Raw genomic sequence first — 13,112 nt, 5'->3', positions numbered from 1 at the left:
GCGTATCTATGTATTGGAATAGTTTAACATATTAGGTAAATTTTATTAGGAATCGTGTCGAAAAATATTTTTTTGGCACTCCAACAGCGGTTCAAACCGTTGATATATCAATATTTATAGAGGGAGGCATTATATCGCTATTTAATGGAGGATGAGGCCGATGAATATTCGTCAAAAGATTTTGGCAAAAATGTCATCCCAGCAATGCTTCAAGGCGGTGAAAAATTATATGCTTATCCGTTTCAAGGGTACTGGAAGGACGTAGGAACATTGCAGTCCTTATGGGAGGCGAATATGGATCTACTAGGAACATCCCCAAAGCTCGACTTGAATGATCATAAATGGAAAATTAGTTATCGGCACTACCCTGATCATCCTCATTATATTGGGAAAGGGGCTACGGTGGCAAACAGTGTGATCGCAGAGGGCTGTGAAATTCATGGCACGGTAGTAAACTCAGTTCTCTTTAGCGGAGTAACAGTTGAGAAAGGAGCGGTAGTAAAGGATAGTGTTGTGATGAGGAATACTCATATAAAAGAAGGGGCATCAATTGCTTACAGTATCGTTGATGTAGGTGTTCAAGTTGGTCAAAATGTGAAAATTGGTGAAGAGAAAGTAAATGGAGGAGAGCTGACGGTTTTAGGAAGTGGTGTAAAGGTTAAGGAGGATACGTTCATCCATGGCGGCGAAATCATCGACAGCAATATGTATATAAAGTATCTAGAAAAACCTGTAGCTAAAGGTTTTGCAATTACCCGAAAAACAGAGGGTACCATACATGCTAACTTTATTGAAAGAGGGGTTGTCGAATGAATGCAGTAGGGCTCGTCTTCTCTAATATTGACGATAAACATGTACCTGAGATTACAAAAAAAAGAATTATGGCCACGGTACCCTTTGGCGGAAGATATCGTCTTATTGATTTTGTGCTTTCAAATATGACAAACTCTGGCATTAATAAAATTGGGATTATCGCAAAGAGAAATTACCAAAATATGATCGATCACATTGGGACAGGAAAGGCTTGGGATTTGGCGCGAAAAAGAGGCGGGATTCGTGTGATTCAGCCTTATGGTGATGATTCTGATGGGGTAACTCCCATTGATAACCGCTTAGAAACATTAAAAGGAATTATGTATTACTTGGATAAAACAGATGAAAAATACGTTATTTTATCTGATTGCGATGTTGTTGGGAATATCTCCTATGCAGATCTTCTTCATAACCATATTGCGCAAAATGCTGATGTATCTGTTTTATATAAAAGAAGCAGCGAATACGTTTGTTGGAAAGGAATGCGAGCACTATTAGAATTGGATGAAAACGAAAGAATAGTAACGGTCAAGGACTCAAGTAAAGCGAAGAAAGGCGATGCCTTATTTTTAGGAACCATCATTTTACAAAAGGATTTTTTAAAAAGACATATTCTCAAGGCTGTCCACTACGGATATAAACGATTGAGTGATTATTGCAAAGAGTTTTCGGCAGATATAACAATAAAAGGGATTGAATTCAAGGAATATTCGGAATATATAGATTCGCTAGAAAGCTATTTGAAATGCAATTTGGATCTTCTAAAGCTGGCGGTACGAGAGGATCTTTTTCGGAAAGTTTATCGTCCAATTTACACAAGTGTTAACGATTCAGCTCCGAGTAAATACGGAGTGAACGCGATCGTTGAAAACTCCATCATTGCTGATGGTTGCATCATCAATGGAACAGTCAAAAATTCTGTTGTTTTTCGAGGTGTAAAAATTAAAAGTGGTGCAACAGTAAGCAACAGCATTGTAATGCAGGATAGCGAAATCGGGATTAATGCTACATTAAACCATATTGTGACCGATAAAAATGTCATTATTGGCGAAAATAGGATGTTGTGCGGACATCAAACCCATCCATTTTATATTGATAAAGGAGCAATTATATAAATTTTAAAGTTGATAAATTGAAGGCAGCTAAACGGCTGTTTATAGAGGAACAGCGACAATGATTGCTGTTCAACAAGGGTTGAGATATTAAAAAAATTGGAATCCTTTGGTGGTGAAGGGAAATGAGGAAGCAGGAGATTGTCAATGATGAGCGGTTGAAAACTGAAAACAATGTAAATTGGCAAGTGAAAATGGTCAATGATAGGTTGGTAGAGCGGGGGAGCAGCAATGTCTCCATTAGGAGAAAGAGTGTGAAAGAAACGCCAGAAGATAGTCATGGGAGAGATAAGATTAAGATATTAATAGCAGCTTCGGAAGGAGCGCCATTTTTTGTAACGGGCGGCCTTGGAGAGGTTATCGGTTCCCTTCCGAAAGCTATTATGAAAGAAGATAGTCACCAATTCGATATACGGGTAGTGCTTCCATTATATGAGACGATTCGTCCAGAGGATAGAAGACAATTGGAGTTTATTGGCCATTTTGACGTATCTCTTTCATGGAGGAAGCAATATTGTGGCGTTTTTCAAATCGAAAAGAACGGTGTTATTTATTATTTTATTGACAATGAGTTTTATTTCAGAAGAACGGTTCCTTATGGTTATGGAGATGATGGAGAGCGGTTTGCTTTTTTTAGTAAAGCAGTGCTGGAAAGCATCCATTTGATGAATTTTCAACCGTCAATTATCCATTGCCATGATTGGCAAACGGCTTTGATTCCAGTTTATCTTCATTTTACCCACCACGATTTGGGCATGAAGTCCCTTTTTACCATTCATAATATTGAATATCAAGGAATACATGATTTAAGCATAATTGACGACATTATTGGTTTGCCCAAAGAAGCAGTGGCATTTCTAGAATATAACGGTGCCGTTAATTTAATGAAAGCTGCTATAGAAACGGCCCATCAAGTAAATACAGTAAGTCCTAGCTATGCAATTGAATTAAGATACGATTATTTTGCTAAAGGGCTGGCTTCAATTATTCAAAGGAATGAAAAAAAGCTGTCAGGTATCTTAAACGGAATCGATACAGAGCTCTATAATCCCCAGACAGATAGTGCCTTATTTACGAAATATGATCGAAATTCACTTGATAAAAAAAGAGAAAATAAGCTTCAACTTCAAAAGCTTGTTAATCTTCCTGCGGATGAAAAAGTTCCATTACTCGCGATTGTAAGCAGACTTGTTCCACATAAAGGGCTTGATTTAGTCACAGCGGTGATGGAGAAATTGATGAATGAACAAGTTCAAGTAATCGTTTTAGGAATTGGCGAGAGAAAGTATGAGGATTATTTTCGCTGGATCCAAGAACAATATCAAGGTAAGGTCGCGGCACTGATTAGTTTTAATCAAGATTTAGCAAGAAAAATTTATGCTGGTGCAGACTTCTTCCTAATGCCTTCACAAAGTGAGCCTTGTGGATTGGCACAAATGATTGCTTTAAGATACGGAACGGTTCCTATTGTTCATGCAGTTGGAGGTTTGCGTGATACGATTCAAGATTGCTCGACTGGTGAGGGTAACGGTTTTGTGTTTGAACAGTATAACAGTGATGATTTGTTCGCTGCGATTAAGCGCGGATTAGAAGCCTATGAAAATGAAGAAAATTGGGATTCACTACTTAAATGGGTGATGAATCTCAATTATAGCTGGGAAAAATCAGCGAAGGAGTACGAAAAGATATATTTAAATTTAAATGGGGTTCATGTGTAGTGGACATATCCAATTTTATGCACAGCGATTCTGGTAAGGAAAATGAACATTGAAAAGAGCTTTGGCAAAAGGAGATATTTGCGTGCTTTCAATTAGTCACTGTAAGAACAAGATGTTGTCATAAACAATAAAACTCGTTTTGACAGGAGGTATCTCCATGGAAAACAACATGACCAAGGAAGAGTTAAGAGCGCTGATAGAGAATAAATTATCAAGGCATTATGGACTTTCAATAGATGAAGCAGATCGCGCTCAAATGTATAAAAGCTGTGCTAGAACTATTCTCGAGTTATTATCAGAGAAACGCACAAAATTTAATCAAAAAATTAAAGAGAGCCAAGCAAAGAAAGTCTATTATCTTTGCATGGAGTTTCTTGTAGGACGTTCTCTTAAAAATAATTTATATAATTTAGGATTAGAGGATGTATTTCGTGATGTGTTGAAACAATGGAATTTTGACTTAGAGGATCTTTATAATGAGGAGCCTGACCCAGGCCTAGGCAATGGTGGGCTGGGCAGACTTGCTTCATGTTTTATGGATTCATTAGCAACACTAGAATACCCTGCAACAGGGTATTCGATTTGTTATGAGTATGGACTTTTCAAGCAAAAAATTGTTGATGGCTGGCAAATGGAGCTGCCTGATATTTGGCTACCAGGTGGTCATGTGTGGTTAAACCAACGAAATGATCTTGTCTGTCATGTGCGATTTAATGGAAATGTTGAGGAAAATTGGACAGAAGAAGGGTTGCAAATTAAACATCTTAATTATGATGAAGTTGAAGCCGTTCCATATGATTTAATGATTTCTGGTCTAGATTCAGAAGGGGTTGCGATTTTACGGCTTTGGCGAGCAAGAGATTTAAATAATTTTGACATGAGTTCATTTTCCAGTGGTGATTATGATCGTGCTATGACAGAGAAAATGAATGCTGAGGTTATTTGTAAGGTTTTATATCCATCCGATAATCATTTTGAAGGGAAAACTCTTCGTTTAAAACAACAATATTTTCTTGTTTCAGCAACTGTACAGGATATTATTGCAGAGCATTTGCAACAGTATGAGACGTTAGATAATTTTAGTGAAAAAGTAGCTATTCATATAAATGATACACATCCTGCCCTTTGTATTCCTGAACTCATGCGGATACTTGTTGACGACTATCACTATAGTTGGCAAAGAGCATATCAGCTGGTAAAAAAAACGGTTAGTTATACGAATCATACGGTGTTATCCGAAGCGTTGGAGACATGGCCGGAGGATCTAATTAAAAGACAATTGCCGCGTATTTATGGAATTATTAAAGGTTTGAATGAAAGCTATTGTCAAGAATTGTGGAAACGATATCCAGGAGATTGGGAGCGGATTGAGCGGATGTCGATCATTAGTCATAGTCAAGTGAGGATGGCAAATTTATGTGTAATTGGATCGTCCCATGTAAATGGCGTATCAAAGCTGCATTCGGAGATCATTCAAAAGCAGCTTTTTTCTGATTTTTATCGAGTCGATGCTAAGAAATTTATTAGTGTAACGAATGGGATTGCACATCGAAGGTGGCTCTGTCAATCGAATCCGCTCTTAATCCAGCTTCTCGATGATTGCATTGGTCCAGATTATAAGAAAGATGCTAGCCAACTTGGGAAATTCCGCAATTTTTATGGAAATAAAGAAGTTCTCACAAGGCTGCAAGCGATCAAGCAGGAAAATAAAGTTCGTTTTTCCGACCAGCTCCATCAAAATGGGATAGTGATCGACCCTCAATCAATCTTTGTCGTGCAAGCAAAACGGTTGCATGAATATAAGCGCCAGTTGCTTAATGCATTAAAAATCATCTCCCTCTATTTAGATTTAAAGGATGAGCCAAATTTGTCCCTTCCTCCGCAGACATTTTTGTTTGCGGCAAAAGCAGCTCCAGGATATTATACGGCCAAAGAAGTGATTCGATTAATTTGGAATTTGAGTATCGAGATTGAAAAGGATGCATCAATAAGAGATAAAATTCGCATAGTCTTCTTAGAAAATTACGATGTCACAATGGCGGAGAGATTATTGCCAGCTGCTGATGTTAGTGAGCAAATTTCCCTTGCTGGGAAAGAAGCGAGCGGTACAGGAAATATGAAGATGATGATTAACGGGGCGCTCACATTCGGAACGATGGATGGAGCCAATGTTGAAATTTATGAAGCAGTAGGAAAAGAGAATATTTTTATTTTCGGAATGACTGCAAAGGAAGTTGAGAACAAATGGAAGGAAGGTTATGCAGCATCCTCATATTATCACAACAATGAAAAGATACATAGGGTAGTGGAGTATTTGCGCCATGGATTTAATGGAGAATCGTTCGAATCCATCTATCGCTACTTATTGGTAGGGGATTATGGCATTGGTGATCCTTATATGTGTCTTGCTGATTTCGAAAGTTATTTAGAAGTATACAAGCAGCTGCTTGGTGCGTACCATGATCGAATTAGATGGAGTCAAAAATCGTTAATCAATATTGCTGGAGCTGAACGTTTTGCAGCTGATAGGAGCATTCAAGAATACACGAATAAAATATGGAATATACCGACTTTAGTGTAACGAAAATTGAATTTAAAAAAGGTCATTGAATTGAAAGATAAAGCAAAGAAAGAAGGGGCTGTCAGCGTGAAGGAACAAATCCGCTCACGTTTTACCGAAGGCAATTTTCGCTATCCGGCTGGTGCTGTTCCAGCCGACACAACAATTGATTTTGAAATAGAAATCTCTAGGGCTCAATCGATAAGGAAAGCGACGCTAGTATGGATTGACGATGAGGAAAATCGTTACAAATATCTGAATATGGACTGGAGCGGAATAAACCGTGGGCACGACGTCTATACAAAAGTAATTAAAGTGAATAAGCGGGGATTAAACTGGTATTACTTTCAACTAGAGACATTATCGCAAACTTTTTATGTTGGAAAAGAAGGGCTGTCAATTGTTGTAGCTAATCATGAGCCGCCGTCTTGGCCGCTAATCGTGTATAATCGCCATTTTACAACCCCTAATTGGATAAAAGGCGGTCTTTTTTATCATATCTTTGTTGATCGTTTTGCACGGGTTGGAGTTTCAACAGCGAAGGAGAATGTCGTCTTACGAGAGGATTGGGGCGGTACCCCTGTGTATTTGCCTAATGAGAAGGGGGAGATAGTTAACAATGATTTTTTTGGCGGGAACTTGAAGGGGGTACTAGAAAAATTGGATTATCTTCAACAATTAGGGGTAACGTGCATCTATTTAAGTCCCATTTTCGAAGCCTACTCCAATCATAAATATGATACTGGCGATTTTACAAAAATTGATTCGATGTTTGGTTCTATAGAGGATTTTCACTTGCTTTGTAAAGAAGGGAAAAAACGGGGGATTCGAATTGTCTTGGACGGTGTGTTTAATCATACCGGCTCTGATAGCATCTATTTTAATAAAAATGGAACATACGATAGTATTGGAGCCTTTCAATCGAAAGAATCGCCATATTTCTCATGGTTTACTTTTATTGAATATCCAGACAAATATGAGAGCTGGTGGGGAATAGATACTTTACCAGCAGTAAATGAGGATGATCCTGATTTTCTGCAATTTATTACGGGGACTGAGGGAATTGCACGGAAGTGGTTAAAGCTTGGGGCATCAGGATGGAGGCTTGATGTGCTAGATGAATTGCCTGATACCTTTATTGAAGCTTTTCGCAAGGCGGCCAAAAGTTACGATCAAGAAACACTGTTAATTGGTGAAGTTTGGGAAGACGCCTCCTATAAAATGTCCTATGGAAAACGTCGTCGTTATTTATTGGGAGAACAAATGGACAGCATCATGAATTATCCTTTTATGGATGCCATTATCCAATTTGTCCGAAACGGTGATGCTGAAAAGCTTCATGAAGTTGTGACCACTATATTGCAACATTATCCTTCCTGTGTCGTTCATTGCTTGATGAACATGCTTGGTACGCATGATACAAAAAGAATTTTAACGGCATTGGGCGGGAGGATTGTTCAAGACGCACCACGGGAACAGCAGGCGCAAATGAACATGTCGGCGAGTGAGCGGAAGGAAGCCATTCATTTGTTAAAAATGGCTAGTCTAATCCAAATGACGTTACCGGGGGTACCTTGTATTTATTATGGAGATGAAGCAGGTTTGGAAGGTTATGAGGACCCCTTTAATCGTCGCTGTTTTCCGTGGGGGAAAGAAGAAAAGACATTGCAACATTGGTACAAAAGCTTAGGAACAATACGGAAACAATGGAGCGTCTTTAAAGAAGGTCAATATGAAACGCTTTATGCGAAAGAACAGGTTTTTCTTTTTCAAAGATTTAATGGTCTAGAAAAAGTGATTGTCGGTGTAAATCGGTCTGACATCCCTTTTCAAATTGAAATTACTGCTCCATACGTCGATTTATTACAAAATAGAGATGTCAGTGATGAATATATGATGGAACCGAATACAGTTTGTTTTTTAGGAAAAAAAAGCCTTTGCTAGTCCTTCGCTCTATTGCAGAGTGAGGGATTTTTTTGTGAAAATCGATTGATTTATGACATTTATCATGTATACACCATGACAACTATGTCTAGTATAATTTATAGCCTTTGTTATGATAAAAAAAACAAATGACGAAGGGATGCAAATGCATGATAAAAGAAAAGCAAAGAAATCTTCGAAAACAAATGGCTCCATTTGAAAAGTCCACTACTAAAAATAGTATCCTTCAAATTGGAAATACAATTGTGCCATTCTTTTTGTTGTGGATACTAGCTTATCAATCCTTATCCATTTCATATGTGTTAACTGTTATTTTGTCTGTTATCGCTGCAGGCTTTTTAGTGAGAGTATTCATCATTTTCCATGATTGCTGTCACTACTCTTTTTTCAAAAACCGCAAAGCGAATGATATTTTAGGAACGATTACTGGAATATTAACATTATTCCCTTATCGCCAATGGCAGCATGACCATTCTGTACATCATGCGACAAGCTCGAATTTAGATAAGCGTGGTACAGGCGATATATGGATGCTAACGGTTGATGAATATTTAGAGGCAGACAGATGGACAAAAATTAAATATCGCCTGTATCGCAATCCTTTTGTAATGTTTGTTCTAGGTCCGATTTATAAATTTTTAATTGAAAACCGCTTTAATCGTAAAGGGGCTCGTAAAAAAGAGCGAATCAATACGTATGTAACGAATGTCGCGATCGTGGGGCTAGTTATTTTATTATCTTTTACTCTTGGCTGGCAATCATTCCTTCTCATTCAAGGAACGATTTTCATGGTTTCAGGCGCTGCGGGAATATGGTTGTTTTATGTTCAGCATACATTTGAAGATTCTTATTTTGAGGAAGATGAAAATTGGGAATATGTTCGTGCGGCAGTTGAAGGGAGTTCTTTTTACAAGCTTCCAAAGGCATTGCAATGGTTCACAGGTAATATCGGCTACCACCATGTTCACCATTTAAGTCCGCGTATTCCAAATTATAAGCTTGAACAGGCGCATGAAAACACGCCACCTCTGCAAAACGTGCCGACGGTGACATTAGCAACAAGCATTGAATCAATTAAATTCCATCTTTGGGATGAAACAGAAAAGAAGTTTGTAGGCTTTAAGGAATTAAAAGCAAAAAAAGCAAATAAAGCAAGAGTTTCACCAGAATTATAAAAAATGTAAGTCGTTCTAGAAATGGAACGACTATTTTCTATTATAAATGTGATAAAATTTGGAGAAAGTCATAAAAACTAAGGATTGATATATGATTAATAAGCAAATGCTCAAACAAAAATTTTCAGGTATTTCCCCTTATATATGGACGATTATAAGCATCTTACCGTTTTACTTTATTTTTCAATCGTCTTCAACAATTGAAATTATCATAGGACTTTTGTTAACGGCAACATTTTTTATTTCGTATCGCTTTGCTTTTTTATCAAAAAAATGGCCGGTATATGTATGGACCGTCATTTTAATTAGCATATCGATGACGATGACGATATTATTTGATTTCATCTATTTTGCCTTTTATATTGCCTATTATAATGGGAATATACGAAATCGAATTGCTTTTCTAACTTTATATGTCATTCATTTAGTCTGTACTACAATTGCGATTAATTATAATTTAGTCATGCAAAAGAGTTTGTTTCTTGAGCAACTTCCATTTGTGATCATTATTTGGATTAGCGTTATTTTACTTCCTTTTAATCTTTACAATAAAATGAAGCAAGGAAAGCTCGAAGAACAACTGGAGGATGCCAACAAGAGGATCGCCGAGCTGGTGAAACAAGAGGAGCGGCAGCGCATCGCTCGAGACCTTCATGATACTTTGGGACAAAGGCTTTCATTAATTGGTTTGAAATCCGATTTAGCGAGAAAGCTTGTCTATAAAGATCCTGAACAAGCAAGAGCTGAATTAAAAGATATTCAGCAAACCTCACGGCAAGCTTTAAATGAGGTACGGAAAATGGTGTCATCGATGAGAGGAATTCGTCTAAGGGATGAACTGATGGAAGTGCGAAGATTGTTGGATGCAGCCGAAATTGAACTTGTGATAGAACAAAAAGAGCCTTTAAGCAATGTTTCGCTCTTTTTAGAAAATATATTAAGTATGTGTTTGAAGGAAATTGTAACAAATGTGGTTAAACATAGTAAAGCATCTACTTGCAAAATTCTTATCTCACAATCCATAAATGACATTCGAATTGAAGTGTCTGACAACGGCATCGGGATAAAAGAACGAATTGATGGTGATAAAGGCAGCGGCCTTTTGGGAATTAGAGAACGGTTAGAATTTGTAAACGGAAGTTTAGAAATTGTTACGAGAAATGGAACCATGATTATCATGACTGTGCCGAATATAAAAAATATAAGGGAGGGAATTAGAACATGATCAGGATTGTTATTGCGGAGGATCAACGTATGCTTCTTGGAGCATTAGGCTCCTTGCTTAACTTGGAGGATGATATTGAGATTGTCGGAAAAGCGACGAATGGAGAAGAGGCCATTCAGCTCGTTCACCAATTGAAACCGGATATTTGTTTAATGGATATTGAAATGCCTGAGAAAAGTGGATTAGAAGCAGCGGAAGAAATGAAAGGATTAGATTGTAATATTATGATCCTTACCACTTTTGCCCGGTCAGGTTATTTTCAGCGAGCGTTAAAAGCAGGAGTTAAAGGGTATTTGCTTAAGGATAGTCCGAGCGAAGAACTAGCAAAGTCAATTCGTGATGTCATGTCTGGGAGAAGGGTGTACGCTCCAGAACTAATGGATGATATTTATGCTGGTGAAAATCCCCTTACTGATCGGGAGTTAGAAGTTCTTGAGCTTGTCGCCGATGGAAGGAATACTAAAGAAATTGCTGAGGAACTCAGTATAAAAACCGGTACTGTTCGTAATTATATCTCAACAATACTTGATAAATTAGATGTAAAAAACAGGATCGAAGCGATAACCCATTTTAAAGAAAAGGGCTGGTTTAAATAACAATTCATAACAAGGCTGGAAAATGTATGAAATTATCTTTTTTACGGGCATACTACTTTAAAAAGGAGTAGTGTGTATGGCAATTGAAATCGGAACAAAGTTTCAAATTTCAAAGGAAATTAAGGGATATTATAATTCAGCCAGAGCTTTAACAATCACTAATATAAGCGGACAAACAGTACAGTTTATATTAGGTGATGGGAAGGGGCATGGCTCTATGCCGCTCCAACACCTTCACTATTTACTGAAAAGAACTGAGCTCACCCAGATTGCTAATAAAAGACAATTCATACAAGATGTCCAAACTGAAGAGGAGATTGGCTAGAAAAAAGGAGGAAGTTTTCCTCCTTTTTTTAAAATCAACTTTTTAATAATCGTTTTTCTTTGTACATATCCTCATCCGCCTGTTTAATCATGTCTTCAAGGGTGAGCGCACTTTTTGGCTCGTATTGAAATAAGCCGTGGCTAACGGAGATTTCATAAAGTGCTGGTGATGATTCTCTTAGATGCTTGACGATCATGTTCCAGCGTTTTTTTACATCGTCCAGCTCTGCTCCATTAAAAACGACAATAAATTCATCGCCTCCATAACGAAAAAAAAGGTCAGCATCCTCAAGTGATTCTTCAATGACACGGCACACCGTTTTTATTAAGCGATCCCCCTCTGCATGTCCAAAGCGATCATTGACGATTTTTAAATTATTTACATCGATAAAACAAAGAACAAAGGAATCTTTTGCTCTTTCACTCTCGGTTAATAACATTTTCAGTAGCTGAATTCCGCTTCTCCGGTTTTGAATCCCTGTTAATGGATCAATGGAGGCATGGTGGACAAGTTCAGCTTCCATTTCCTTTAAATCTGTAATATCGGTTACACCTGCGAGGATACATTCATCGCCTTTATAGTCGATTAGTTCATAGTTTAGTTGCACCCATCTATAGTTTCCATTTGCCGTTTTTTGCTCGATGATCTGATTTTTTATATAACCTGTTTTCTTTAGTTCTTCTATAATCGCTTGCCTTTGTTGTTGGTTTTTATAAAATTCTTCAGCACGTATATGCTTCACATCTTTTTCATTAATTCCATAAAATTTAAAGGCACGGTGATTAATTTTTAATAGTTCTCCTTCTTCAATTTTGGAAAGAATGAGAGGATAAGGGTTAATTTCAAATAGTTTTGCAAAATTTTCTTGATGAAAATAGTCTCTTTTTTTATTTGTATAGAAGATGATTCCAATAATGAGAGCAACGATTACGGTCGCTGTTGAATTGATTTGCTTTGTGACTAAACTAGGTAAATCCTGAACGGTGTAATGGAGTCCGATATAAAAAAGAATATGTGAGAACAATAAAATGGCGATGAGGGACACGGGCTGAACTTGAAATAAAACAGCAACTCCGATAACGATCGTAATATAAGCATCGATATTGCCGCTTAAATTTTGGCTGTTTAAAGAGCTTGCCACACCAAGTAGTAAATACATTGAAATGTAAATATAAATTAATACATTTGCTTTTTTAGAGATTATGAATGCTTGGTTATTTTTTACCAGTCGATAAATGCATATATAAACAATTGAAATGAATAAACTTAGTAGATGAATCACGATAAGATTGTAGCGGAATTGCCTATTTTCCAAATGATTAAGCATGACAAAATCTGCGAAAAAATAATAAATATAAAGGATTGTAAGGATGATAGAGACAACATGTAATCTCTTTAATAGCTGGCTGCTATTTTCATGGATAAAATCAAGAGGCGCTTTCTTTCTGTGTATTGAGATGAAACGCTTTAATTTGTTTAATAAATTTTGCAAGTTTCTCCATCCTTTTTTCGCAGTCTTACAATATTTTAGCATATACAGAATAGAATGAAATCTTTTTTGAAATATTGTTGTCCAGATGATATTTACTAGATTAATAAAATTCACTATCTGGTTAATTTACAGAAAATTTAAATTAATCATGT

The 13,112-nt window shown here is 37.1% G+C and carries 10 protein-coding genes; 9 read left to right on the top strand and 1 reads right to left on the bottom strand.

All coding sequences use genetic code 11. From position 1 onward, the window contains the following. Positions 1 to 144 precede the first annotated feature (144 nt). The 9 genes from PZE06_RS13085 to PZE06_RS13045 all read left to right on the top strand — a co-directional run bounded on the left by PZE06_RS13085 (position 145) and on the right by PZE06_RS13045 (position 11,468). Positions 145 to 813 (top strand): GlgC family sugar phosphate nucleotidyltransferase, encoded by a 669-nt coding sequence (locus PZE06_RS13085; RefSeq protein ID WP_225315210.1) that lies wholly within the window; start codon positions 145 to 147, stop codon positions 811 to 813. Continuing rightward, entirely contained in the window at positions 810 to 1,928 is a 1,119-nt protein-coding gene (gene glgD, locus PZE06_RS13080; protein WP_150915997.1) for a glucose-1-phosphate adenylyltransferase subunit GlgD, read from the top strand. The genes PZE06_RS13085 and glgD overlap by 4 nt, the downstream gene beginning before the upstream one ends. Before the next feature lie 122 nt (positions 1,929 to 2,050). Next, complete coding sequence (gene glgA / locus PZE06_RS13075; RefSeq protein WP_150915999.1) at positions 2,051 to 3,643, top strand: glycogen synthase GlgA; 1,593 nt, start codon at positions 2,051 to 2,053, stop codon at positions 3,641 to 3,643. A gap of 157 nt (positions 3,644 to 3,800) precedes the next feature. Continuing rightward, a complete protein-coding gene (locus PZE06_RS13070) occupies positions 3,801 to 6,224 on the top strand; it encodes a glycogen/starch/alpha-glucan phosphorylase (RefSeq protein ID WP_191963715.1) in 2,424 nt (807 codons plus the stop codon). Positions 6,225 to 6,230: 6 nt separating this feature from the next. Continuing rightward, positions 6,231 to 8,147 (top strand): glycoside hydrolase family 13 protein, encoded by a 1,917-nt coding sequence (locus tag PZE06_RS13065; RefSeq protein WP_150916001.1) that lies wholly within the window; start codon positions 6,231 to 6,233, stop codon positions 8,145 to 8,147. A 149-nt stretch (positions 8,148 to 8,296) separates the two neighbouring features. Beyond that, positions 8,297 to 9,322 (top strand): Delta(5) desaturase DesA, encoded by a 1,026-nt coding sequence (gene desA / locus PZE06_RS13060; RefSeq protein WP_150916003.1) that lies wholly within the window; start codon positions 8,297 to 8,299, stop codon positions 9,320 to 9,322. 91 nt (positions 9,323 to 9,413) lie between these two features. Then, entirely contained in the window at positions 9,414 to 10,547 is a 1,134-nt protein-coding gene (locus PZE06_RS13055; RefSeq protein ID WP_150916005.1) for a sensor histidine kinase, read from the top strand. Continuing rightward, the gene (locus tag PZE06_RS13050; RefSeq protein WP_150916007.1) at positions 10,544 to 11,143 is read left to right on the top strand and encodes a response regulator transcription factor; all 600 of its coding nucleotides are present in this window, start codon (positions 10,544 to 10,546) and stop codon (positions 11,141 to 11,143) included. The genes PZE06_RS13055 and PZE06_RS13050 overlap by 4 nt, the downstream gene beginning before the upstream one ends. A gap of 76 nt (positions 11,144 to 11,219) precedes the next feature. Beyond that, entirely contained in the window at positions 11,220 to 11,468 is a 249-nt protein-coding gene (locus PZE06_RS13045; protein WP_150916009.1) for a hypothetical protein, read from the top strand. 34 nt (positions 11,469 to 11,502) lie between these two features. Here PZE06_RS13045 and PZE06_RS13040 read toward each other — a convergent pair whose 3' ends face one another. Further along, the gene (locus PZE06_RS13040) at positions 11,503 to 12,960 is read right to left on the bottom strand and encodes a sensor domain-containing diguanylate cyclase (RefSeq protein WP_191963716.1); all 1,458 of its coding nucleotides are present in this window, start codon (positions 12,958 to 12,960) and stop codon (positions 11,503 to 11,505) included. Between the last annotated feature and the right edge of the window lie 152 nt (positions 12,961 to 13,112).

Origin of the sequence: Robertmurraya sp. DFI.2.37, assembly GCF_029211245.1 — a bacterium.
GTDB classification, from domain to species: Bacteria; Bacillota; Bacilli; order Bacillales; family Cytobacillaceae; genus Robertmurraya; species Robertmurraya methanolica_A.
The sequence above is the reverse complement of the archived record's forward strand: the minus strand, read 5'-3'. Positions and strand labels throughout refer to the sequence as shown.